This is a genomic window from Streptomyces sp. ISL-66 (assembly GCF_018614135.1).
Taxonomy (GTDB): Bacteria; Actinomycetota; Actinomycetes; order Streptomycetales; family Streptomycetaceae; genus Streptomyces.
In genome coordinates, this window is the sequence record NZ_JAGGOW010000237.1 from 1 (window position 1) to 23,779 (window position 23,779).

General features: G+C 72.7%; 24 protein-coding genes. 14 read left to right on the forward strand and 10 right to left on the reverse strand.

The features are described from left to right. Positions 1–231: 231 nt before the first annotated feature. The 3 genes from hisC to gap form a co-directional block, all read right to left on the reverse strand. Positions 232–1,314 carry a histidinol-phosphate transaminase gene (hisC, locus tag J7E97_RS34685; protein ID WP_215035517.1) on the reverse strand — a complete coding sequence of 361 codons (1,083 nt, stop codon included), beginning with the start codon at positions 1,312–1,314 and terminating at the stop codon, positions 232–234. A gap of 153 nt (positions 1,315–1,467) precedes the next feature. Then, a complete protein-coding gene (locus J7E97_RS34690) occupies positions 1,468–2,382 on the reverse strand; it encodes a pyridoxamine 5'-phosphate oxidase family protein (protein ID WP_215035519.1) in 915 nt (304 codons plus the stop codon). Between the two features lie 55 nt (positions 2,383–2,437). Next, positions 2,438–3,448 (reverse strand): type I glyceraldehyde-3-phosphate dehydrogenase, encoded by a 1,011-nt coding sequence (gap, locus tag J7E97_RS34695; protein WP_215035520.1) that lies wholly within the window; start codon positions 3,446–3,448, stop codon positions 2,438–2,440. 279 nt (positions 3,449–3,727) lie between these two features. On the opposite strand from gap, the gene J7E97_RS34700 reads away from it, so the two are divergent. The 8 genes from J7E97_RS34700 to J7E97_RS34735 all read left to right on the forward strand — a co-directional run bounded on the left by J7E97_RS34700 (position 3,728) and on the right by J7E97_RS34735 (position 11,856). Beyond that, on the forward strand, positions 3,728–4,687 hold the full coding sequence (locus J7E97_RS34700; RefSeq protein ID WP_215035522.1) for a helix-turn-helix domain-containing protein: 960 nt from the start codon (positions 3,728–3,730) through the stop codon (positions 4,685–4,687). A gap of 35 nt (positions 4,688–4,722) precedes the next feature. Further along, positions 4,723–5,529 carry a bifunctional 2-polyprenyl-6-hydroxyphenol methylase/3-demethylubiquinol 3-O-methyltransferase UbiG gene (locus J7E97_RS34705; protein ID WP_215035524.1) on the forward strand — a complete coding sequence of 269 codons (807 nt, stop codon included), beginning with the start codon at positions 4,723–4,725 and terminating at the stop codon, positions 5,527–5,529. Continuing rightward, positions 5,526–7,184: an AMP-binding protein gene (locus tag J7E97_RS34710; RefSeq protein WP_215035526.1), complete on the forward strand. Its 1,659-nt coding sequence runs from the start codon at positions 5,526–5,528 to the stop codon at positions 7,182–7,184. The genes J7E97_RS34705 and J7E97_RS34710 overlap by 4 nt, the downstream gene beginning before the upstream one ends. An 85-nt stretch (positions 7,185–7,269) precedes the next feature. Continuing rightward, entirely contained in the window at positions 7,270–8,193 is a 924-nt protein-coding gene (locus tag J7E97_RS34715; RefSeq protein ID WP_215035528.1) for a TetR/AcrR family transcriptional regulator, read from the forward strand. A gap of 263 nt (positions 8,194–8,456) precedes the next feature. Next, positions 8,457–8,981, forward strand: coding sequence for a hypothetical protein (locus tag J7E97_RS34720; protein WP_215035530.1), 525 nt, complete (start codon positions 8,457–8,459; stop codon positions 8,979–8,981). 98 nt (positions 8,982–9,079) lie between these two features. Then, positions 9,080–9,925: a DUF4097 family beta strand repeat-containing protein gene (locus J7E97_RS34725; RefSeq protein WP_215035532.1), complete on the forward strand. Its 846-nt coding sequence runs from the start codon at positions 9,080–9,082 to the stop codon at positions 9,923–9,925. A 141-nt stretch (positions 9,926–10,066) separates the two neighbouring features. Then, positions 10,067–11,074, forward strand: coding sequence for an ATP-binding cassette domain-containing protein (locus J7E97_RS34730; RefSeq protein WP_215035534.1), 1,008 nt, complete (start codon positions 10,067–10,069; stop codon positions 11,072–11,074). Further along, positions 11,071–11,856, forward strand: a complete 786-nt coding sequence (locus tag J7E97_RS34735) for an ABC transporter permease (RefSeq protein WP_215035536.1) — start codon at positions 11,071–11,073, stop codon at positions 11,854–11,856. Before J7E97_RS34730 ends, J7E97_RS34735 begins: the two co-directional genes overlap by 4 nt. Before the next feature lie 369 nt (positions 11,857–12,225). Here the strand turns inward: J7E97_RS34735 and J7E97_RS34740 are convergent, their stop codons facing one another. The 4 genes from J7E97_RS34740 to J7E97_RS34755 form a co-directional block, all read right to left on the reverse strand. Then, the gene (locus J7E97_RS34740; protein ID WP_215035538.1) at positions 12,226–12,873 is read right to left on the reverse strand and encodes a hypothetical protein; all 648 of its coding nucleotides are present in this window, start codon (positions 12,871–12,873) and stop codon (positions 12,226–12,228) included. After that, positions 12,863–13,606, reverse strand: a complete 744-nt coding sequence (locus J7E97_RS34745; protein ID WP_215035540.1) for a 2OG-Fe(II) oxygenase — start codon at positions 13,604–13,606, stop codon at positions 12,863–12,865. The genes J7E97_RS34740 and J7E97_RS34745 overlap by 11 nt, the downstream gene beginning before the upstream one ends. A 20-nt stretch (positions 13,607–13,626) precedes the next feature. After that, entirely contained in the window at positions 13,627–14,166 is a 540-nt protein-coding gene (locus J7E97_RS34750; protein ID WP_308346942.1) for a methylated-DNA--[protein]-cysteine S-methyltransferase, read from the reverse strand. 215 nt (positions 14,167–14,381) lie between these two features. After that, positions 14,382–15,449, reverse strand: a complete 1,068-nt coding sequence (locus J7E97_RS34755; RefSeq protein ID WP_215035544.1) for a ScbA/BarX family gamma-butyrolactone biosynthesis protein — start codon at positions 15,447–15,449, stop codon at positions 14,382–14,384. A 439-nt stretch (positions 15,450–15,888) separates the two neighbouring features. Between J7E97_RS34755 and J7E97_RS34760 the strand changes: the two genes are divergently transcribed. Then, complete coding sequence (locus tag J7E97_RS34760; RefSeq protein WP_215035546.1) at positions 15,889–16,509, forward strand: ScbR family autoregulator-binding transcription factor; 621 nt, start codon at positions 15,889–15,891, stop codon at positions 16,507–16,509. 143 nt (positions 16,510–16,652) lie between these two features. Here J7E97_RS34760 and J7E97_RS34765 read toward each other — a convergent pair whose 3' ends face one another. Next, positions 16,653–17,825: a transposase gene (locus J7E97_RS34765; protein ID WP_251055648.1), complete on the reverse strand. Its 1,173-nt coding sequence runs from the start codon at positions 17,823–17,825 to the stop codon at positions 16,653–16,655. Between the two features lie 210 nt (positions 17,826–18,035). On the opposite strand from J7E97_RS34765, the gene J7E97_RS34770 reads away from it, so the two are divergent. The 5 genes from J7E97_RS34770 (at position 18,036) to J7E97_RS34790 (ending at position 21,601) form a co-directional block, all read left to right on the forward strand. Beyond that, positions 18,036–18,665: a TetR/AcrR family transcriptional regulator gene (locus J7E97_RS34770; RefSeq protein ID WP_215035548.1), complete on the forward strand. Its 630-nt coding sequence runs from the start codon at positions 18,036–18,038 to the stop codon at positions 18,663–18,665. Beyond that, the gene (locus J7E97_RS34775; RefSeq protein WP_215035550.1) at positions 18,662–19,528 is read left to right on the forward strand and encodes an AfsR/SARP family transcriptional regulator; all 867 of its coding nucleotides are present in this window, start codon (positions 18,662–18,664) and stop codon (positions 19,526–19,528) included. The genes J7E97_RS34770 and J7E97_RS34775 overlap by 4 nt, the downstream gene beginning before the upstream one ends. An 82-nt stretch (positions 19,529–19,610) precedes the next feature. Then, positions 19,611–20,195, forward strand: coding sequence for an RNA polymerase sigma factor (locus J7E97_RS34780; RefSeq protein WP_215035560.1), 585 nt, complete (start codon positions 19,611–19,613; stop codon positions 20,193–20,195). Next, a complete protein-coding gene (locus J7E97_RS34785) occupies positions 20,192–21,013 on the forward strand; it encodes an MGMT family protein (protein ID WP_308346943.1) in 822 nt (273 codons plus the stop codon). The genes J7E97_RS34780 and J7E97_RS34785 overlap by 4 nt, the downstream gene beginning before the upstream one ends. 24 nt (positions 21,014–21,037) lie before the next feature. Further along, complete coding sequence (locus tag J7E97_RS34790) at positions 21,038–21,601, forward strand: methylated-DNA--[protein]-cysteine S-methyltransferase (RefSeq protein ID WP_215035554.1); 564 nt, start codon at positions 21,038–21,040, stop codon at positions 21,599–21,601. A 122-nt stretch (positions 21,602–21,723) separates the two neighbouring features. Here the strand turns inward: J7E97_RS34790 and metF are convergent, their stop codons facing one another. Then, on the reverse strand, positions 21,724–22,686 hold the full coding sequence (gene metF, locus J7E97_RS34795) for a methylenetetrahydrofolate reductase [NAD(P)H] (RefSeq protein WP_215035556.1): 963 nt from the start codon (positions 22,684–22,686) through the stop codon (positions 21,724–21,726). After that, positions 22,683–23,666, reverse strand: a complete 984-nt coding sequence (locus tag J7E97_RS34800) for a carbohydrate kinase family protein (RefSeq protein ID WP_215035558.1) — start codon at positions 23,664–23,666, stop codon at positions 22,683–22,685. Before J7E97_RS34800 ends, metF begins: the two co-directional genes overlap by 4 nt. Between the last annotated feature and the right edge of the window lie 113 nt (positions 23,667–23,779).

Below are 23,779 nucleotides of genomic sequence, written 5' to 3' on the forward strand. Positions count from 1 at the left end.
CGGGAAGCTCGGGGCACCTCACTCTCGCGCTGGCCCTGGCCATCGCGGGCATCGGCGCCGCCATCGTCGGCGGCATCCAGATCACGGTCCACATCCGGAAGTAGCGTGAGCGGGACCGTGTGAGAGGGACCGGCGTAGCTCCCACCCTTGCTTGAGCCATGACGAGGCCGCGGTGCGCGTACCGTTCCGCGGCCTTGTCTTGTTCTCCCCGATCCATCCGCTCGCACCCGGTCAGTGGTCCCAGTGGGCCGCCGTTTTCAGGAGGCGGTCGTTGGCGTCCGGGGTGCCTATCGTGATGCGGACGCCCTCGTCGCCGAAGGGGCGGACCATCAGGCCGGCCGCTTCGCAGGCGTCGGCGAAGTAGGACGTGCGGGAGCCCAGCCGGAGCCAGACGAAGTTGGCGTGGCTCTCGGGGACCTCGTAGCCCTCGGCGCGGAGGCCGGCGCTGACGCGGTCGCGCTCCGCGATCAGGTCGGCCACCCGTTCGCGCAGTTCCTCCGTGGCCCGCAGCGAGGCCAGGGCGGCGGCCTGGGCGGGGCCGCTCACGCCGAGCGGTACGGAGCACGCGCGCAGCGCGGCCGTCACGCGGGGGTGGGCCACCGCGTAGCCGACGCGGAGCGCGGCCAGGCCGTAGGCCTTGGAGAAGGTGCGCAGCACAGCCACGTTGGGGCGGTCCCTGTACAGCTCGATGCCGTCGGGGATCTCCTCCTCCTGGACGAACTCCCGGTACGCCTCGTCGATGACGACCAGCACCTCGCGCGGCACCCGGTCCAGGAACCGCTCCAGCTCGGCGCGGCGCACGGCGGTGCCGGTCGGGTTGTTCGGGTTGCAGACGAAGATGACGCGGGTGCGGTCGGTGACCGCGTCGGCCAGCGCGTCCAGGTCGTGAGCCTCGTCGCGCAGCGGCACCTGTACGGAGGTGGCTCCGGCGGCCCAGGCCAGCAGCGGGTACGCCTCGAACGAGCGCCACGCGAAGACGACTTCGTCGCCCGGCCCGGCGGCCGCGGCGACCAGGTGCTGGGTGATGCCGACCGAGCCGGTGCCCAGGACCAGGTGGTCGGCGGGCACGCCGAGGCGCTCCGAGAGTTCGGCGGTGAGCTCGGCCGCGGCGGGGTCGGGGTAGCGGTTGAGCCGGCCCAGCCAGGTCTCGACCGCGCCGACCACCGAGGGGAGCGGCGGGTACGGGATCTCGTTCGAGGAGAGCTTGTCGACGAACTCGTTCGGGGCGGCGCGCCCCGGCACGTAGCGGGGGAGGGTGGAGACGTCGGCGCGCAGGAGGGGGAGGGGGGCGAGGGGGGAGGTCGGCTCGGACACGGGTCGGGTTCCTGGTTCCTTAGGCGGAGGGTGGAGGGCAGCGAGGCGGTGGCCCCCGCCGCGCAAAGCACCGTCCGGCCGGGCCGGCGGGGGAGTCGGCACGACCGGACGGTGGAGGGGGACGGACCCGCGTGCGGGGACGGGGAGCGGGGCTCAGCCCCGCCCCGCCGTCGGCGGGTTGTACGGCGAGGGGCCGCCGAACGCCCAGCGCAGCCGGGTCGCGCCGTCGATCTGGACCACCCGCTCGATGTCGAACTCGCACATCCGCAGGGCTCCGGGCACGGCCGCCCGGTCTCCCTCGGACCAGTTGATCCGGGCCTTCCCCGTCAGCTGGAGGGTGTGGCCGGACTCCCAGTCGAGGAAGAGCAGCCCGCAGTTCTCGTTGAGCTGCAGGTTCCCCAGGGTCATGTAGAAGGAGTTGCCGAAGTAGTCCGGCCATACGAGCCTGCGCGGTCCCGCCACCGTGACGAAGCCGGGATCTCCGCCCCGGTGCGAGGAGTCCGCGCCGTAGCCGTCCGCCTGGCTGGCGATGAAGAAGGTGTCCGCGCCGCGGATCCACTTCTCCTGCTCCGGCGTGAGTGCGTCGCCGTCCCGGGTCTCGCGGGGCACGTCGGCGGGCCCGTCCGCGACCGGGATCCGCACCTGCAGGTACTTGGGACAGTTGCCCAGTACCTGCTCGGTGCGGATGTGCAGCAACTCCCCGTCGCGCCGCGCCACGCCGTTGATCCTGATCCGGCTCGTCGTGTGCGGTTCGAGGGCGAGCAGTCCGATGTCGGCCGTCTCCGCGAACGCGTCGGTGAGCGGGTCGCCGGGCACGGGCAGGGACGACAGGGTGATCGTGTGCCGGCCCGTGGGCAGGGCGAAGCCGGCTTCGCCCGTGACCAGGGAGGACCACATGGAGCCGGTGGCGTCGGCGCCGCCCAGGAAGAGCATCCGCTGGCGCATCAGGTACTGGTCGAAGCCGGGCTGGATCACGTCGTCGAACATCGGCGATCCCCAGCCGGGACCGCCTTCGCCGGCCTGCTTCTGGACGGCCTGTTCACCCTCGTGATGGGGGGTCTTGATCACGGGAACCTCCGGTCAGGAACGGGCGCGCGCCGGGTCGGGCACGGGCACCGCCGGTTCAGGCACGGGCACCGATCAGCAGGGCGGTGTCCACGACGCGGTTGGAGAAGCCCCACTCGTTGTCGTACCAGCCGACGATCTTGACCTGGCGGCCGCCGCCGATGACCTTGGTCAGGCCTGAGTCGAAGATGCACGAGGCCGGGTCGGTGACGATGTCGCTGGAGACGATCGGCTCGTCGGTGTAGCTGAGGATGCCCGAGAGGGCGCCCTCGGCGGCCTTCGCGAAGATCTCGTTGACCTCCTCGACGGTGGTCTCGCGACCGACGCGGACGGTGAGGTCGGTGGCGGAGCCCGTCGGGATCGGCACGCGCAGGGCGTACCCGTCGAGCTTGCCCTTGAGCTGCGGCAGGACCAGGCCGATCGCCTTGGCGGCGCCGGTGGTGGTCGGCACGGTGTTGGTCGCCGCCGAGCGGGCGCGGCGCAGGTCGCTGTGCGGACCGTCCTGCAGGTTCTGGTCCGCGGTGTAGGCGTGGACCGTGGTCATCAGGCCGTGCTCGATGCCGAGCGCGTCGTCGAGGACCTTCGCCAGCGGGGCGAGGCAATTGGTCGTGCACGAGGCGTTGGAGACGATGTCGTGCACGGCCGGGTCGTAGAGGTCGTCGTTGATGCCGAAGGCGATCGTCAGGTCCTCGTTCTTCGAGGGCGCGCTGATGATCACCTTGCGGGCGCCGGCCTCCAGGTGGGCACGGGCCTTGTTCGCGTCGGTGAAGACGCCGGTGGACTCGATGACCACGTCCACCTCCAGCTCGCCCCACGGAAGTTTGGCGGGGTCGCGCTCGGCGGTCACGCGGATGGTGCGCCCGTCGATGACGAGGTTGCCCTCGACCGCCCGGACGTCGTGGCCGAGGCGGCCCAGGGTGCTGTCGTACTTGAGCAGATGGGCCAGCGTCGCGGCGTCGGTGAGGTCGTTGACGGCGACCACCTCCAGGCCGGTGCCCCGCTGAAGGGCGGCGCGGAAGAAGCTGCGGCCTATGCGGCCGAATCCGTTGATGCCGACCTTGATCGTCACGTGATACCCCTCTTCGAATTACATCCGTGACCGCACGTGAATCCGCGTTGTCGGCCAGTCCTGGGCCGTAACTGTACCGGCTGACTGGTGCACGCGCTTGCGTAATCGCGCCCAGTCCTCGCCTGATTCTCGCCGTTTACGCAGGGAACCCAGAGATGGCAGGGGAGTGGGGTCGGGGCTATTGGAACATCTGATGTCATGTGAGTACGTGCACGAAGGTATGTTTTTATGGTGCTCGCCTGTCACGATGGCACGACGCTTCCCGGAGCGAGGAGAACGATGGACATGCTGACCCTCGGCGGGCCGAGAGGATCCGTGCCGGACCGCAGGCCTCCGGCCGCCGCCCCCCAGGGCGCCCCCGGCACGGCGCGGGTCATCCGCGGACACGACGAGTCCGTCCACGGAACCGCCGTCCGCCGCGCCTTCGGCGACGTCACCATCACCCTCGTCACCGGGGAAGCCCACGAGGCCATCCGCCCCGGCCGCCACATCCGGCCCGGCCCCGCCGAGTCCCTGCGGGTCTTCCGGGCCCTGGCGGGCGAGATCCACGTCCACCAGGACGGCCGCCGGGGCCAGGCGAGCGGACCCCAGATCATCTGCTGCGACAGCAGCCGCCCCTACCGCCTGGTCTTCCCCCGCTCCTTCCACCTGGTGGAGGTCCTGCTGCCGCACCGCCACCTCGGCATGGCGGCCGGAGACACGCAGAAGCTCACCGCCACCGGCTGGTGCGGACGCCTGGGCGCCGGCGCCCTGCTCTCCCAGCTGCTCGCCGGACTCCACGACCACGGCACCGAGATCCATTCCGCCGTGGACCGGGTCGGAGCCACCGTGGCGGGCCTGACCGCCGCCGTGCTCGCGGACCGGCTGCGCCACGTGGCCGCCGAGGACGAGGTGGCCCGCCACGGCCTGATGCTGAACATCCAGTCGTACATCCGCGAACGGCTCTCCGACCCCGGCCTCACCCCGCAGGCGGTCGCCGAGCACCACAACATCTCGCTGCGCTACCTCCAGCGGATCTTCCAGGACCACGGGACCAGCCCCGCCCGGTGGATCCGCGACGAGCGGCTCGCCCGCTGCCGGTCCGAGCTGCGCGACCCGCGGCTCGAACACCTGCCCGTCGGCGTGATCGGCGAGCGCTCCGGCCTCTACCAGGCCTCCCACTTCAGCCGGCTCTTCCGCGACCGGTACGGCCTCACCCCCCGCGGCTACCGCACCATGCGCGAGCCCGTCAGCACCTGACCGACGAGCACAGACATCCGAGGAGGATGACGGATTTGACCGGCACGAGCTTCGAATTCCCCGGTGAGTACTACGAGATCATGCGGAAGGACTTCCGCAACCTCGACGCCGAGACGGAGTTCCTCGCGTCCCTGCTCCCCGACGCGGGCACCGTACTCGACCTGGGCTGCGGCACCGGCTCCAACCTGCGCGCCCTGCGCGAGCGCGGCCACCGCGGCACCGGCGTCGACCAGAGCGCCGCGTTCCTGGAGTACGCCCGCGCCGCCGGGGACGAGGGCATCTCCTACGTGGAGACCCGCGCCGAGGACTACCGCACCGACGAGCGCTACGACCTCGTCTACAGCCTCTTCATGACGCTCAACTACCTGGAGCGCGCCCAGCTCCCGGCCGTCCTGCGCTCGCTGCGCGAACTGCTCGCCCCCGGCGGACACGTCGTCCTGGAGTTCGGCCACATGCTGAACTTCGTCGACTCCTTCCAGCCCCACACCGTCGCCCACCACCGCGGCCCCGACGGAGTCCTCATCACCCGCCTCGCCCGCCAGGCCGTCAACGCGCACGCGGCGAACTGGCGCAACGAGGAGACCCTGCTGGTCCGCGCCGCGGACGGCACGGTCTCCATGTACGACAACTTCTTCGACCAGGCCGTCCTGACGGGGCCCGAGGTACGCGAACTGCTCGCCGCCGCGGGACTGACCATCACGGCCGAGTACGGCGGGTTCCGCAAGGAGCCCGCGCCCTTCCACGGCCGCGGCCCCCTCGTCATCGTGGCCACCGCGACGGCGGCCGCGACCGGCACCGACACCGTGACCGACACCGCTCAGCAAGAGGAGAACCAGGCATGACCGGCACCGGCATATCGCTGCTCGACGGCGGGCCCGCCCCCGAAACCGGCGTCGCGCACCTCGGTGCCGCGCTCGTCCGCGCCGCCGGCGAGCAGGGCGGCGGCCGCGGGGTGACCTACATCCGCCCCGACGGCACCGAGGCCCACCAGAGCTACGCAGGCCTGCTCGGCGACGCCTCGACGATCCTGGCCGGGCTGCGCGACCGCGGCGCCACCCCCGGCGAGAAGATCCTCCTCCAGGCGGCCGACGACACCGACCTCGTCGCCGCCTTCTGGGCCTGCGTACTCGGCGGCTACCTGCCGCTGCCCGTGAGCGCCGACCCGGTCAACGGCCCCGGCCTGCTGGAGCGCGTCTGGAACGGCTACGGCCGCCCCCGCGTCCTGACCGGCACCGGCCAGGAGATCACCGCCGCCGTCATCGCCCACCCCGACTGGGACGCCGCGTACCTGGGCGACGTGGCGGCCCTGCGCGCCGGGCGCGAGCCGGACCTCGACTGGCACGAGCCGGCCCCCACCGACCCGGTCGTCCTGCTGCTCACCTCCGGCAGCACCGGCGTGCCCAAGGCCGTCACCCTCACCCACCGCAACGTGCTCACGCGCAGCGCGGCCACCGCCCGCGTGAACAAGCTCGACGCGGACACCCGCACCTTCAACTGGATGCCGCTGGACCACATCGGCGGCCTGATCATGTTCCACGCGCGGGACGTCTTCCTCGGCTGCGCCCAGGTCCACGCCAAGATCCAGTGGGTGCTCGAGGACCCGCTGCGCTGGCTCGACGCCGTCTCCGTCCACCGGGCCGACACCACCTGGGCGCCCAACTTCGCCTTCGTGCTCGTCAACGACCGGGCGGACCGCTTCGAGGGCCGCGACTGGGACCTCAGCCCGCTGCGCTACATCATGAACGGGGGCGAGGCCGTTCGCTCCGGCGTCGTACGCCGCTTCCTGGACCTGCTGGCCCCCTACGGGCTGCCCCCCACGGCCATGTTCCCCGGCTGGGGCATGTCCGAGACCACCGCCGGCGTCGCCGACTGCCAGTTCACCGAGGCCGCCGCGGGCGACGACCGCTACGTACCCGTCGGGCGCCCGCAGCCCGGCACCCGCATCCGCGTGGTCGACGAGCACGGCGAGCTGGTGCCCTGGGGCACCACCGGCCGCCTCCAGGTCATCGGCTCGACCATCACCACCGGGTACTACGACAACCCCGTGCAGAACCGGCAGTCCTTCACCGAAGACGGCTGGTTCAAGACCGGCGACCTGGCGTACGTGGAGAACGGCATCCTCACCGTCACCGGCCGCACCGACGACGTCATCCAGGTCGGCGACGTCGCCTACCACGGCCACGAGATCGAGGCCGCCGTCGAGGAACTCGACTTCATCGAGCCCTCGTACACCGTCGCCTCCCTCGTCACCGCCGAGCCCGGCGGCCCCGAGGAGCTCGCGGTCTTCTTCAGCCCGCGCACCGGCACCCTCGGCGAGGCCGAGGCCGAGCAGATCCGCGGCCGGGTCCGCGAGCGCCTCGGCGTCGAGGTGGCCCACCTGCTGCCCGTGGACCGGTCCGAGATCCCCAAGACCGGCATCGGCAAGCTCCGCCGCGCCCAGCTCCGCAAGAGCTTCGAGGACCGCCTGGCCGCCGTACCCGCCGGCAACGCGGCCTGAACGTACGGGTGGTGCGGCCCGGCAGGCCCGGCCGCCACCGCACCACCCGTACGTCGTCACCACCCCCTATGCGCGAGGAGCGCCCATGGCGCAGCAGGAGAGAGCCGAGCGGACGCGCCGGGCTCTGATCAAGGGCGCCGCCCAGGCCATCGACTTGTACGGCTACGAAGGGGCCTCGCTCGCCGTCATCTGCGCTGCCGCGGGAGTCACCAAGGGCGCCCTGATGTACCACTTCCCGGCCAAGGACGACCTGGTCAGAGCCGTGCGGAGCGAGGCCCGGCGGACGACCGCCGAAGCGCTGGACGCCGTACCCCGGGCCGGCCTGCGGCCCGTGCAGACCGCCGTGGACATGACGCACGCCGTGGCCGGGCGCCTCGGCCACGACCCCGTCGCGCGCGCGGGCGCCCGCCTCACCCGGGAGTTCCCCCACTACCCCGACGGCACGGCTTCCTGGACCGAGGCCGTCCGCGCGGAGCTTGCCGCCGCGCTGCACGGCACCGCCGAACCCCTTGAGACCGCCTCCCAGTTCGTGTTCTCCCTGATCGGAATGGACGTATGGCTGCGTACCGAGGAGCGTGGTGCGGACCGCTCCTGCGGCCCGCTGCGCGGGCATCTGACCCACCTGTGGCGGCTGACGCTGCCGGGGATCGTGGCCGGTGCGCACGGAGCGGAGCTCTACCGCGCCGAAGGATCGACCCCGCACTGCGCGTTCCGCGACCGGGCCGAGGCGGTGGCCGGGCCCGGCGCGGCGGCGACGGCCGGGGCGGCCCCGCCCGGGCAGCGAGCCACCGGCAGGGCCGGGACTCGGGCTGGGACTGAGCCCGGTGCGGAGGCCGGGCCCCAAGCCGGGCCCCAAGCCGGGCCCCAAGCCGGGCCCCAAGCCGGGCCCCAAGCCGGGCCTCAAGCCGGGCCCCAAGCCGGGCCCCAAGCCGGTGGTCAGTCGGGGATCCACGCCGGACCCCAGGCCGCGGCTGCTTCCCGAGCCCTGCTGGCGGGCCCGCGGCGGTGAGCGTGTCCGGCCCGCGACCGCTGGCCGGCTCCCCGGCCGCCGAGGCGTGGCGTCAGGGTGGCGCATGATGGCACCATCCGCGCCATGCGCCCGGGGGAGGTCCCCGGAGGGGCGTGTTAAGCCCACCTCTGATGTCATGTGGGATGGCGTGGCGCCTCTCTGATACCGCTCTGATCTGCGTATTTATGGTTCTTGGCGCGCCCGCCTCTGTGGTGGCGCCACTTTGGCTCGACATGGCGCCATTCTCGTGTCATGCTTCCTCCATGGACCTCACGCCCTACGTCGCCAACCTCCGCCGCGAGCTCGCGGTCGCCGCCGAAGCCGGGGGCGACGAAGCCCGCGCGCTCGCCGAGCGGCTGACCGCACCGCTGGAGTCGGCCACCCGCCTGACCCTGCTCAACGTGCTGTCCGCCGCCATGGGCGAGATCACCCGTGACCTCGCCCCCGGCTCGGTCGACGTACGGCTGCGCGGGCTCGACCCCGAGTTCGTGGTGGCGCTGCCGCAGCACGAGGACCGGACCGAACCGCTCGACGCACCCGCACCCGCCCCCGCGCCGGCCCCGTTCCCCGCCGATGCGGACGAGAGCGGCACCGCCCGCGTCAATCTGCGCCTGCCCGCCCACCTCAAGACCCGCGCCGAAGAGGCGGCGGGCGCCGAGGGCCTGTCGGTCAACGCGTGGCTCGTGCGCGTCGTGTCGGCCGCGGTCGATACCGGCGGCGCCGCCGCCCCCCGTACCCCCGGGAAGGCCAGGGCCGTCGGGCAGAGCTTCACGGGCTGGGTGCACTGACCGGCCCTTCGCCCCGAGATCAACGGCTTCACCCACACCACGTCCCACCAGCGGGGACGCCGCGAACATCCAAGAGGACCCAAGAGGACGGGACAGCCATGCCTTCTTTCGACACCCCCGAACCGATCTCGGCCACGGCCCATGTGGACGCCGGTTCCCTCCAGTTCACCGCGGCCGACCGTCTCGACACGGTCGTCGAGGTGCTGCCCCGCGACCCGAAGCGGGACCAGGACGTGCGGTCGGCCGACCAGACCGAGGTCACCTACGCGAGCGGGGCCCTGACCGTCAGGACGCCCAAGCAGCGCAATCCCTTCGGGCGCCCCGGCACCGTGGACGTGACGGTCGAACTGCCCACGGGTTCGCGCGTGGATGTGACCGGTGCCTGGGTCCAGGTGCTCGGCGAAGGCCGGCTCGGCGAGGTCCGCGTGAAGACCTCGTCCGGTGACGTCCGCCTCGACACGACCGGGCCGCTCCAGCTGACCGCCTCTCACGGCTCGATCACCGTCGACCACGTCGAGGGCGCGGCCGAGATCACCACCAGCTCCGGCAGCCTGCGCGTCGGCACGGTCGGCGGCTCGGCCGTCCTGAAGAACTCGCACGGCTCCACGACCGTCGGCGCCGCGACCGGCGACCTGCGGGTGAGCGGCGCGAACGGCGACATCGACATCGCGCGCGCCGAGGGCTCCGTCACGGCCACCACCGCCCACGGCACGCTGCGCGTGGCCGACGTCGCCCGCGGCACCCTTCAGCTGGAGACCTCCTACGGCGCCATCGAGGTCGGCATCCGCGAGGGCACCGCCGCCTGGCTCGACGTCAGCTCCGCCTCCGGTCAGGTGCGCAACGCGCTCACCGCCTCCGAGGCCCCGGGGGAGACCGAGGACACCGTCAAGGTCCGCGCCCGTACGCGCTACGGCAACATCGACGTTCGCCGCGCCCGCGCCTGAGGCTCCCCCGCCCGCGGCTGAGTCCGCCGCCGCGCCTGAGGCTCCCCCGCCCGCAGCTGAGTCCGCCGCCCGCGCCTGAGGCTCCCGCGCCCGCGAATCCACCGTCCGCCCGCTCCGTCCATCCTCGCCCGGGAGGGCCCCATGCCTTCATCTGTCATGTCCACGTCTAAAACCGGCGATGGCCGCGAGGCTCCCGCCGCCGTCTGTGCCGTCGGGCTGCGCAAGTCCTACGGTGACAAGGTCGTCCTCGACGGGATCGACCTGCACATCCCGGCAGGCACCGTCTTCGCGCTGCTCGGCCCGAACGGCGCAGGCAAGACCACCGCCGTGAAGATCCTCTCCACGCTCGTCTCTCCCGGCGCCGGCTCCGGAAAGATCCGTGTCGGGGGCCATGACCTGGCCGCCGATCCCCAGCGGGTGCGTACCGCGATCGGTGTCACCGGGCAGTTCTCCGCCGTCGACGCTCTGATCACCGGTGAGGAGAACATGCTCCTGATGGCGGACCTGCACCGCCTGTCCAAGAGCGAGGGCCGCCGGGTGGCCGCCGAGCTGCTGGAGCGCTTCGACCTCACCGAGGCCGCGAAGAAGCCGGCCTCCACCTACTCGGGCGGCATGAAACGCCGCCTGGACATCGCCATGACCCTGGTCGGCGACCCGCGGATCATCTTCCTCGACGAACCCACCACGGGCCTCGACCCGCGCTCCCGGCACACCATGTGGCAGATCATCCGCGAGCTCGTCGCGGGTGGTGTCACCGTCCTCCTCACGACGCAGTACCTGGACGAGGCCGACGAGCTCGCCGACCGCATCGCGGTGCTCAACGACGGCAAGATCGCCGCCGAGGGCACCGCCGAGGAACTCAAGCGGCTCGTCCCCGGCGGACACGTCCGCCTCCGCTTCGCCGACCCGGCCGCCTACCGGTCCGCCGCCGTCGCGCTGAGCGAAGCCACCCGCGACGACGAGGCCCTCGCGCTCCAGCTGCCCAGCGGCGGCAGCCAGCGCGAACTGCGCTCGATCCTCGACTGGCTGGACTCGGCCGGCATCGAGGCGGACGAGCTGACCGTGCACACCCCCGACCTCGACGACGTGTTCTTCGCCCTGACCGGCGGCGCCGGCATCCCCCACCAGCCCAAGGAGAACCTCCGATGAGCTCCCTCTCCCTCGCCGTGCGCGACTCCTCGACGATGCTGCGGCGCAACCTCCTGCACGCGCGCCGCTACCCGTCGCTGACCCTGAACCTGCTGCTCACGCCGATCATGCTGCTGCTGCTCTTCGTCTACATCTTCGGTGACACGATGAGCGCGGGCATCGGCGGCGGCGACCGCTCCGCGTACATCGCCTACCTCGTCCCCGGCCTGCTGCTGATGACCATCGGCAGCACCACGATCGGCAACGCGGTGTCCGTCTCCACGGACATGTCCGAGGGCATCATCGCCCGCTTCCGCACCATGGCCATCCACCGCGGTTCGGTGCTCGTCGGGCACGTCATCGGCAGCGTCCTGCAGTCGATCGCCAGCGTGGTCCTCGTCGGCGCCGTCGGCGTGGCCATCGGCTTCCGGTCCACGGACGCCACCGCCCTGGAGTGGCTCGCCGCGTTCGGACTGCTCGTGCTGTTCGCCCTGGCGCTCACCTGGATCGCGGTCGGCATGGGCCTGGTCAGCCCGAACGCCGAGGCCGCCAGCAACAACGCCATGCCGATGATCCTGCTGCCGCTCCTGTCCAGCGCCTTCGTCCCCGTCGACGCGATGCCGGGCTGGTTCCAGCCCATCGCCGAGTACCAGCCCTTCACCCCCGCCATCGAGACCCTGCGCGGGCTCCTCCTCGGCACCGAGATCGGCGCGAACGGATGGCTCGCCGCCGGCTGGTGCCTGGGCCTGACGGTGCTCGGCTACTTCTGGTCCACGTCGAAGTTCAACCGCGACCCGAAGTAGGCGCCGCGGGCGCGGGGGCATCAGGAGTTCCGTCGCCGACGACCGAGGAAATTGACCGGATCACGTCAGATTGGGCGGCCGCCACTGGGCCTGCTGCGGGCCCGCCGGGGGCCCGCAGCAGGCCCACGGCGTGCCAGCGGCCGCGCCGCGGACCGGGCCCGGGACGGAGGCGGGCGGGGCGCAGATCCGGCGGCCGGAAAGATCCGCGTTATCGATTTCCCGCGGAATTAAGGAATCCGGAACGCCGCCGTCTGAAATGCCACCCCTCCGTACCGTCCTGCGCAACCCGCGCGCTCCATTGCGGGCGCGGTGGAAAATCCCCGCCCCTCTCGGGTGAATACGGGGCACGCTCACGCGATACCGGCCGGATTATCCGCCGCCGCGCGGGATCTCCCGCAAACCGGCGCCGTACCGGAAGAAGCCCTCGTCGTCCTCTTCGCCGAACTCCCAGGTCCCGCCGTCCGCGGTGGCCCCCCGCAGTCCGCGTACGGCGTCGGGCCCGGCCAGCTCCCGCAGGCGCGGATCGCGCAGGGCGGCGAACGCGAACGTCCGGGCCGGATCCCAGTCCGTGCTGTGCCGAAGCCGCCTGCTCATCTGGGCCCAGCCCGTCAGCGCCCCGGTCACCACCCACGCCCGCGGGCTCTGCTCCGTCATCCGACGGGCCGGGCGCAGCCAGGACGCGGCGCTCTCGGGCCAGTCCACCGTCGCGAGGACCTGCCCGCCCCGGGCCCGCCAGGCCTCGGTGAACGCGGCCGCGGCGGCGCGCGAGGCCTCGTCGCGCCCGTGCCCCACGACCACCGTCACCGGCTCCGCCGCGTCCGGTCCGTCCGCCCCGGCCGCGCCCGGATCCGGCTCCAGGGCCGCCAGGAGGCCGATGAGCGCAGTGAGTTCCGCTCCGGTGTGCGCGGCGGGTACGGGGAACTCCGCCTGGCCGGCCGCCGAGGCCGCGGCGGCCTCCCCGAGCAGCGGTGACGCGTTCCGCGCCCGCGCGGCGGCGGGCGCGGGCTCACGCCGCATCGTGGAACACCAGGCCCAGCGCGTGGCGACGGCCGCTGCGGACCGTGCTGACTCCGTGCCGCGCGGCCCCCGCCGACCAGCCCCGCTTGCTGCGCACCGGGCGGTCGCGGGTGGTGAACACCAGCCCGTGGCCCTGGGGCAGCGGGGTCGTGGTGCCCCGCGACTGCGCGCGCGGCCGCTGTTCCACGAGGAGGAACTCCCCGCCCGTGTAGTCGGTGCCGTACTCGTTGAGGCCGATGACGACCTGCATCGGGAAGAGCATGTCGCCGAAGACGTCCCGGTGCAGGGCGTTCCAGTCGCCCTCCCCGTAGCGCAGCAGGATCTGGGCCGAGCGGTCCTGCCCGGCCCGGTGGCACATCGCGATCCACTCGTCGAGCGAGTCGGGCCACGGCGCGGGCCTGCCGAGCCGCTCGGCCCAGTCGCGGGCGATGACCACCAGGTGCGGGTAGAGCGCGGCCCGCAGCGCGGCGACGGGCTCGGGCAGGTCGTGGGTGAAATAGCGGTACTCGCCCGAGCCGAAGCGGTGGCGGGCCATGTCCACGGTGGTGCGGAACCGCTCGGCGTCCTCGTACAGGGCGATGAGCTCACCGCACTCGGCCGGGGTGAGCAGCCGGGGCGTCGGCGCGCAGCCGTAGGCGTCGAGTTCGGAGGCGAGCGCGGTCCAGTCGGCCGCCCCGGCCCGTTCGCGTGCCCAGGCCGGTGCTGCCTGGGACTCTGTCCGGGTGGTGGTCATGAGGTGTCTCTCGTCGTCGGTCAGGTGAACAGGGGCAGCAGGGCGCCCTCGTGGGTGAGCAGCGCGACCTTGCGCTCGACGCCGCCCGCGTAGCCGCGCATGGCGCCGTCCGCCCCGATGACCCGGTGGCAGGGCCGCACGAGCAGCAGGGGGTTGGCGCCGATGGCGCCGCCCAGCGCCCGCACTTCGCCGCGGGGGACCCCGAGCCGGCCGGCCAGTTCGCCGTAGGTGGTGGTGGTGCCGTACGGGATCGCGTCCAGGGCCTCCCACACCAGGCGCTGGAAGGGGGTGCCCTCCGTGACGTACTCCAGCTCGAAGCGGGTGAGCCGGCCCGCGAAGTACTCGCGCAGCTGCCGGAGCGCCTCGGCGAAGGCCGCCGGATCCCGGCGCCACCCGGGCCGCGGGCCCGGTACGCCGCGCCCGCCGGCCATCGACAGCGAGGCCAGGGCCGCGCCGTCGGGTGCGCCGGGGGACTCCCGGGCCACCAGGAGCAGTTCGCCCAGGGGGCTGGAGACGGTGGTGAAGAACGTCGCCGGGCCGGTGCCCGTCCCTCTCGTCACCGGTGGCCCGAGCGGATCGGGGCCGCCGGGTGCGGTCGTGCGTGCGGGAAGTGACGAAAGGTCCATGAGGTGATGATTTCCCGGCGGCGCCCCGCGCGCTGGCGGCTTTCCGACATGGAGTTCGGCGGGCCGGGGTGCGGGCGTACCGCCGGGTGCGAGTACGGACACGGGCGCTGGTCTGGACGCGGGTACGGGTACGGGCACGGCCGCCCGGCTCAGGCCGCGGCCAGCGGCTGCGTGGTCACGGAGGCGGTGAAGGCGGTGGCCCCGTTCTGGATCCCGGTGACCTGGACCCGGACCCGGCCGCGGGCGTCGGCCGGCAGCGTCCGGGCCTCGATCCGGCAGGGCGCGTCGAGCTCCACGTAGCGGATGAAGTCGGAGTCCAGGCCCAGGACGACGTTGTTCGCGGCGGGGGAGGCGGCTTGCGCGGCCTGGCGCGCGGCCTCCAGCAGCAGCATGCCGGGGGCGTGGTCGACCGGGTGGTCGAAGAGGATGGGGTGGGACGGGTCCACCCGCAGCAGCCATGCGTCGGACCGCTCGGTGGGGGACAGGACGACGTCCGCGGCGCGGTCCCGGCCCACGGTCGGCGGCGCGACCGGCGGGAGGTGCGGCACGTCCTGCATCAGCAGCTGTGGGTCGCGGTCCGCGCGCCCGCTGCGCAGGCGCTTGTAGATCGCCGGGGTGTGGCAGGAGTAGCGGGCCCCGGCCGCTCCGAGCAGGTCGCCGTCCCGGAAGATCATGATGTCCAGGGAGGTGGCGATCAGCCGTGAGCCCCGCAGGACCGTGTCGTGACAGCGGACGCGCATCTCGATCTCGGGGGGCGTCGCGCCCGCCGCCATCACGTCCGGGTCGAGCCCGAACGAGATGCGGTCCCAGCTCTGCATGTGGCCGAACGGGACGTCGAAGACGGTGTGGGACAGGAGCGGGACGGTCTGGCGCACGGTCTCGCAGGCGAGCATCGGATCGAGCAGGCCGCCGCGCGAGCCGTAGAGGCTGTGGCCCCGCGGCCACTGCGCGGTGACCAGGTACGAACCGGCGCCGGCGGGTGCTATCCCGGTGAGGAACACCTCGGCCAGCGCGGCCCGGTGGACGTACCTGCGCGGCACTGTGGTGCCGGTGTCGAGGTGCCCGGCTTCGGGCAGGAGGGCCCCGGAGAGTTCCGGGTGGGATGCGAACAGGGACCGGTCGGACAGGGATCGGTCGGACAGTGACTGGCCGGACGGGCCCTCGCCGGCCTGCGGTAAGCCGGAATCCGGGTTCCTCGTGTCCGTCGTGGCACGCATAGGGAAGATCTCCTTCGTCATCGAAGAGGTCGTGTCCTCCATGGCCGCTTCCCGGTTAGGGTGTGTCGGCGGCTTCAAGATAGAGGACGCTCTTTTTGTTGTCGAGGGGGAAAATGTGGCGTGTAACGACGGCATAGGGAAACGGGGGCGGAGGCGCTTGGACCGTCATATTTCGGACCGGTACAGGTGGGGGCTCCATGGCAGGGTGTTCCCCGAATGCCGAGGGGTTTTCCAAGGGTAATCCCCGGAATGTTCGCCCCGGGTGAAGAAGACCCGCCGGCTCGGGCGCCGTGAGGTCCGGGTCCGCCGGAGGACGGGGTTCCGGCGTCCGGCGTGCGCCCTCCGGTCGTCCCGGCATGGCCGGGACCCTGCGGTCGGGCGGCCGGAAACACTTGCCTTACCCAAGAATCCGCAGACGCGAGCAGATAGGTTACTGACCATGTCCAAGATGGAACGCGCGGCGAGAACGCGAGAGACGATCGTCCATGCCGCGGCTGTGGTGTTCGAGGAGCACGGGTTCCACGGGTCCCGCCTCACCGCGATCACCAAGCAGTCCGGGCTGACCATGGGCGCGATCTACTTCCACTTCGCGTCGAAGGAAGAGCTCGCGCGCGCCGTGATGAACGAGCAGGCCAACGACCTCGAACTGCCCGGCGGTGTGGACGGGTTGCAGCGCCTGGTCGACATCACGATGTACCTGGCCGACCAGTTGCGGGTCAACGCGCTGCTGCGCGCCGGGGTGCGGCTCGCCGTGGAGCAGAGGGCCTTCGGGATGCGGGACGAGACCCCGTACGTGAGCTGGGCCGAGCAGTTCCGCGAGCAGCTCGTGGCGGCGCGCGCCGCCGGCGACCTGCTGCCCGAGGTCGACGAGGCGGACCTGTCGCTGCTCCTGGTCAGCGCGTACAGCGGTACGCAGTTGGTGTCCGAGCTCAGCAGTGGCAGGGAGGACCTGCCCGAGCGCATCCTCGTCATGTGGCGCTACCTGCTTCCCGGTGTGGCCACCCCGCAGGCGCGGGCCCGGCTCCGGCTCAGTACCGAACTGACCGACGCCGTCGGGTGACGTCCCGGTTCCCGGACCGGCCCCGCCGTTTGGCGGTTCCGGGTTCCGGTTCCGGGCCGCGGCCCCCCGGTTCCCCGGCCTTCCGGTTCCCCGGCCTTCCGGTTCCCCGGCCTTCCGGTTCCCCGGTTTTCCGGCCCCCGCTCTCAGCAGCTGACCTGGCGTAGCCCGCCCGGAGGCGCTGCCGCCGGGCGGTGATCCCGGCCGTGGGTGTGGCCCGCGGACCCCGACAGCCGGTGCCAGCCGTACGCGGCGGAGACCAGCGTGGTGTGACGGTGCCAACCGGGGAAGGACCGGCCCTCGAAGTCCAGGAGGCCGAAGTCCTCCCGTAACGACTGCATGGCGGCCTTCGTGCCGGCCTGCGTGCCGACGAGGGCGAGCAGTTCGTCCAGGCTCGCGTGCACGAGGTTGGTCATCCAGATCCGGGCGGGGCGGGTGCGCGCGGGATGCCATTTGGCCAGCAGCCGCATGGTGTGGTGCGCTCCTGGCAGGTGGACCGGCCCGGACAGGGTCCACAGGGCCCGGGGGGACCGGGGGGCGTGCAGCCGGGCCGGGGTGTCCAGGCGCAGCGGCCGGCTACCGGGATGCGGGCCGGCGTGCAGGGTCAGGTTGCCGGGCACGGATACGAGGAACTTGCAACAGCGGGTGCTCAGTCCGTTCGCCAGGGCCACGGCGTCATTGAGCTCCCGGCCGTCCGCGACCACCGGCGGGGGCGCGGCGGCGGACTGCGCGGCCAGCGCGTCGACCATCTCCAGGCCCAGTTCCCACAGCGGCCGCGGGTCGCCGGAGTCGGGTATCCGGGCGCGCTGACGCAGCTCGGGATCGGCGCACCAGGTCTCCGGCAGGTGGAGCCGCCAGTCCACCGGGACGTCGCCGCAACAGGTCGACAGGTGCATGCCGATCCCCACCTGGCAGTTGATGACCCGGCCGGCCGCGGCGTCGTAGCGCCGGTGCACGCCGACGGAGTGCAGCCCCCGCTTGGGGGCGACCATCGGCGCCAGGGTCCAGGCCCGCACCGCCGCCCGCTGCTCGGACCAGCGGGCCAGCGCCCGCCGGGCGGGATCCCACGGCCAGGGGCTGGCGCTGATGAACTGGTGCAGCGACTGCGAGGCGGTCGGGGCGGCGGACACCGCGGAGGCCATGCGGCGCACGGATTTCTTGCCCGGTGTCCCCAGGAGCCCCTTGAGGTAGGTCTCGGCCCAGCGGCGCTGATCCTGGCGTGGGAGGTGTCCGAACACCTCCTGGGCGAACGCGGTGAACGTGGTGATCGAGGTGTCGTCCAACGGATCCCGCAAGTGCATCGCGCGGTACGCGGTCATGCCCGCTCCCCCTGCTGCTCATCCCTGACGTTAGGTCGGCACAAGTAGCATAGCGAACGCTCTCTATGTTCTAGAGTGGAGTGACCGCCCTACGCGTGACGGCTTTGGCAAGTCGGCGTTGTGCCCTCCGCGAGGGAGGTCGCAAGGTGCTCCAGCGGCCCTCCGGCCGCGCTGCCCCCCCCGCCTCCCCGACTCGATGGGAGAACGACCATGGCGCAACAGCAGAGAGCCGTGCGTACCCGCTCGCTCCTCGTGCACGCGGCGTCGACCCAGTTCGACCGCTCCGGCTACGAGGGAACGACGCTCACCCAGATCAACCGGCTCGCCGGCATCTCCATGGGAGCGCTGACCTTCCACTTCCCCACCAAACAGGCACTCGCCGAAGCCGTGCGGCAGCAGGGCCGCGCCGTCGTCCGGGAAGCCGTCGCGGGGGTCGTCTCCCGCCCGCGGCCCGCCCTGGCCACCGGAGTGGCACTGACCCTGGCACTGGCCCGATTACTGGAGGACAACGTCGAAGTACGCGCCGCGGCCCGGCTGGCCCGCGAATGCCCGCCCTACGCCGCCCCCTGGTCCGCCGACTGGCTGCCCGTCCTGCGCGACCTCTTCCACCAGGCCCAGGACGAATGCGGCCTGCGCCACGGGAGCGACCCCGACGCCCTCGCGGCCCTGGCAGCCCACCTGGTGGCCGGCGCCGAGATACAGGTCCGGGCGTGCGGGGCCAACGACATGAGCGACGCCACCGGCCCCGGCCCCGGCGAACAGCTCGCGCAGATCTGGCGGGTCGTCCTGCGCGGGCTGATCGTCAAGAACATCAGCGAGTACGAGCAGGACCTCGTATGAGCACGTCCACCGCCTCCTCCACGGCCGGCCCCGCGCCCACCGGCGAACCCGCCCCGCCGGTCGGCGCCCCGTCGGGCGTGCGCATCGGCGTGCTCGGCCCGCTCTCCCTCTTCGTCGACGGGGAGGACCGCACCCCGAGCGCGCCCAAACCGCGCCAACTGCTCGGCCTCCTCATGCTCAACGCCAACCAGATGGTCCGCGCCGGCGAGTGCATCACCGAACTGTGGGGCTCACACCCGCCCAAGACCGCGCTCTCCACGCTGCAGACCTACGTGCTCTACATCCGGCAGATCCTGCGCGGCGGCGCCACGGACCGCAGCTGCGCACTGGTCACCCGCAACCAGAGCTACCAGCTCGGCGTGGCGGCGCCGGAGGCCAGCGACCGCCTCAGGTTCGAGGACCTCGCCCGGCGCGGCCGCGAGGCCGCCGCCGACGACCCGGCGCGGGCCTCGCGCCTGCTCGGAGAGGCCCTCGACCAGTGGCGCGGCCCCGCGCTGGCCGACGTACCGGCCGGGCCCGTCAGCTCCGCGCACGTCGTGGAGCTGGACGAAGCCCGCAAGGGCGTACGGGAATGGCGGGTCGAGGTGGACCTCCAGCTCGGCCGGCACCGCGAACTGCTCACCGAACTGGCGGGCCTGTCCGCCCAGCACCCCACGCACGAGAACATCCACGCCCAGTACATGCTGGCCCTCCACCGGTCCGGTCTGCGGCCCGAGGCGCTCGGCGTGTTCCACCGGCTCCGGTGCCGGCTGGGCGACTCCTTCGGCATCGAACCGGTGCCGCGGCTGCGGCGCCTGTACGAGGCGATCGACGCCGACGATCCCGTGCTCCGCGCGCCGGCAGGGGCGCTGCACGCCACATGAGCCGGCAGCGGGCGGCGCCGCCGCGCCCCGGTTCTCCGCAGCAACCAGCAACCCTTTTTCCGGGGACGGTGTTTCGTTAATGATGGACAAGGTGGCCGAGCAGTTAACGGAGCTGTTGGCGACGGATCTGGACGACGGTTTCACGGAACTGGTCCGGGTCCACGCCAAGGGCGTGCACGCGTTCCTGCTGCGCGTTTCCGGATCACCCGCGGAAGCGGACGATCTGGGGCAGGACACGTTCCTGCGCGCCTACACGGCGCTGCAGACGTACTCGCCGGCCAGACGCCGGGAGCTGCGCCCGCGCGCCTGGCTCATGACGATCGCGGCAAACGTATGGCGCAATCATGTACGCAGCAGCATGCGGCGGCCGGTGTCGGCCCTGCGCATCGACGATGCGCAGGACAACTGGGCGGACACCGGGCCGGGACCGGTCGAGCACGCCGTCAACTCCGACGACCGCGGCCGCCTGGTCGCGGCACTGTCGGAGCTGCCGGAGTACTACCGGATACCGGTGGTACTGAGGCACGTGGTCGGAATGAGCTACGCGGAGGTGGCCCAAGTGCAGGGATGCCCCGTGGGCACGGCCAAGGCCCAGGTATCGCGCGGGATGGGAGACCTGCGCCGGCTGCTGGCGCCGGAGGAGGAACTGAAGGAGGTGGCTACGTGAGCGGAAACGATCATGAGGGGTCATCCGCGCCACCACTGGCGGACGGCCCCGGACAAGAGCTGGGCACCCCACCGGTTCCCGTGGACTTCGCACTGAGGATCCTGCAGCGCGTGGGCATCCCGCGCGAGCGCTACGACACGTACGTCCGGCTGGACACACCGGCGGGACCGCTCTTCGTGGCGTTCACGCCGCAGACCGTCAGCGGATCCGCGCTGGGCGGGGCCGGGCTGACGGACGAGCGCTTCGAGGAACTGCACCGTGCCCGGACCGGCCGGTCCGCGATCGCCGCCCGCAAGCCCTTCCCCGGGCTGGTGAGCGCCCTGCGCACCGGCCGGGCCAGGACCCTGCCCCTGGACCTGGACGCCGTGGACCCGTCCGACGCCGCCGTGCTCCGGGCGGTACGGGCGATCCCGTACGGCCAGCTGCGCCCGCTCTCCTGGATCCTGCGGGAGGCCGGGCTGCCCGGGACGGGCGAGCTCGCGGCCGTCGCGGGCACCCTCGCCCGCAACCCGTTCACGGTGCTCGTGCCCTGCCACCGGGTCACCTACGAGAACGGCTCGCCCTGCGACGCCGGGTACCTTCCGGCCACCGGGGACGCCCTGCGCGACGCGGAGGGCATCGACAGGGCCGAGGTCGACCAGTGGTCGCGCAGCGGCTCGGTCTTCCTCGGCAGCGACACCACCCGCATCTACTGCCACCCCACCTGCGCCCACGCCCGCCGCATCACCCCGACCCACCGGGTGCCGTTCGCCACCGCGCGGGACGCCCGGCGGGCGGGCTACCGAGCCTGCAAGAGCTGCCGGCCGCTGCCGGCCTGAGCACGATCGCGCCCGAGGAGTCCCATGCCCAGTACCGCCAGCACCGGCACCACCGCCGGCGCCACCGCACGCAGCGTCGCGCGGACCACCCACGCGACGGCGATCGGCGAGCTCCGGCTCGCCGCCACCGACCACGCGCTGGTGTACTGCGGATTCCAGGACCCCGACGTGGTGGACCTGCGGATCGCCCGCGCCGGACTGGTCCGGACGCCGGACGGGGAGCACACGCCGGAGCAGTCCGCGCTGCTCGCGGACGCCCGCGCCCAGATCGACGAGTACATCGCGGGCACGCGGCGCGCGTTCACGCTGCCCGTCGACCTGGCCCTGGCGACGCCCTTCAGCCGGCAGACCGTCCTGGCACTGGACGAGTTCGTGCCCTACGGCCGTACCGCGACCTACGCGGAGCTGGCCGGGGCACTGTCCCGACCCCGGGCCGCCCGCGCGGTCGGTACGGCGCTGGGCGCGAACCCGCTGTGCGTCGTCCTGCCCTGCCACCGCATCGTCGCCTCCGCCGGAGGCCTCGCCGGATACGCCGGCGGGGTCGAGGCCAAGCGGTACCTCCTGGAGCTCGAGGGAACCGCCGCCTGACCCCACCCCGAGACCGGGGCGCCAGATCCATTCCCCCGCGATCTGGCGCCCCTTCGCACGGCTGCCGGGTGGCCCGGCCGCCGTGCGTTCGTCCCCTTGCTCCGTTGCTCCGTTGACTCCGTTTACTCCGTGACCGGTGACACGTTGAGGTTCCGGTGGATCTGGAGCGTCGCGGGGGACTGGTTGAGGGTGATGTAGTGCAGGCCGGGAGCGCCCTCGGCGAGGAGCCGTTCGGCCATGGCCGTCGCGTACTCCACGCCGATCCGGTGACCGTCCGCCGGGCTGTTCGCGGCCGCTTCCAGCCGGGCGGCGAGCCCGACGGGGAAGCGGGCGTCGCTGAGCTCGGCGAAGCGGCGGATCTGCCGGAAGTCGGTGGCCGGCATGATCTCGGGAATGATCGGGGTCAGACAGCCGATGGCGGCGAGCCGGTCGCGCAGCCGCAGGTAGTCCTCCACGTGGAAGAACATCTGGGTGATGGCGTAGTCGGCTCCGGCCGCGCACTTCGCGGCGAAGTGCCGCAGGTCATCGGTCCAGGACGGCGACCGGGGGTGGCGCTCCGGGAAGGCCGCCACCCCGACCGTGAAGTCACCCAACTGCCGTATGAGCTCGACGAGTTCACTGGCATGACGCAGTCCCTGGGGATGCGGGGTCCACGCCCCCTTCGGGTCCCCGGGCGGGTCCCCGCGCAGGGCGAGGACGTCCCGGATCCCGGCGTCGGCGTACCGGCCGATGATGTGGCGCAGCTCGGCGACCGAGTGGCCGACGGCGGTGAGGTGGGCGACGGGACGCAGGGTCGTCTCGGCGGCGATCCGCTGGGTCACCTCCACCGTGCGGTCGCGGGAGGAGCCGCCGGCCCCGTAGGTCACCGAGACGAAGGAGGGCGCGAGCGGCTCGATGCGGCGGACGGCCGCCCACAGCGTCCGCTCGCCGGCCGCCGTCTTCGGCGGGAAGAACTCGAAGGAGAAGCTCTTGCGCCCCTGGGCGAGGAGCTCGCGCACACCGGGGGAGACGGCGGTACGGGGCCGTTCGCCGCCGGGGTCCCGCGGCGCCTGGAGCACCGTCCCCGCCACCCCAGTGACGCTCATTCCCCGATCCCGCGCAGCCGCTGCTCGACGTCCCGGGCCGCGACCGCGCCGTAGGCGTACTCGATGCGCAGCGTCAGATCGGCCGCCGAGAGCTTGTACTCCTGGGTGCCCACCGACTCCAGGACCACCGTGGCGATCGCGCAGCCCAGCTGCGCGGCGCGCTCGAAGCTCCAGCCCCAGGCCACGCCCGCCAGGAACCCCGAGCGGAAGGCGTCGCCGGCCCCGGTGGGGTCGGCGATGGCCGTCGCGGGGACGGCGGGGACCAGCAGCGGGGCGCCCCCGGAGCGGGCGATCCTCGCGCCGTGCGAGCCGAGGGTGGTGATCCAGCTGCCGACGCGGCCGAGGACCTCCTCCTCGCTCCAGCCGGTGAGCTGCTGGAGCAGCGCGGCCTCGTACTCGTTGGTGAACAGGAACCGGGCCCCGTCCACGAGCTGCCGGGCCTCTTCGCCCGTGAGGCGGGCGAGCTGCTGGGAGGGGTCGGCGGCGAAGGGGATGCCGAGGGCCCGGCACTCCTCGGTGTGCCGGAGCATGGCCGCGGGATCGTTCGGCGCGACGACCACGAGGTCCAGCGGGCCGTCCGCGGTGGCGGGGGCCAGGGAGATGTCACGGGCGGCGGACATCGCACCGGCGTAGAACGTGGCGATCTGGTTCTGGTCGGCGTCCGTGGTGCACACGAACCGCGCCGTGTGCAGGGTGGAGCTGACCAGGACCAGACCGGTGTCCACGCCGTGGACGTGCAGCCATTCGCGGTAGTCCGCGAAGTCCGCGCCCACGGCCCCCGCCAGCAGCGGCCGTACGCCGAGCCGGCCGAGGCCCAGGGCGATGTTGGCGGCGACGCCACCGCGCCGGATCTCCAGCTCGTCGGCGAGGAACGACAGGGACACCCGGTCCAGTTGGCCGGGGATCAGTTGGTCGGCGAACCGCCCGGGGTAGACCATCAGGTGGTCGACGGCGATCGAACCGGTGACGGCGATGCGCACGGAATTCTCCTTGAGGGGGACGGCGACGGACTGGTGCGGTGAACCTTTCCGGTCACCGCACTAGAGGCCGGCGGTGGTGCGCAGGGCGTCGACGCGGTCGGTGCGTTCCCAGG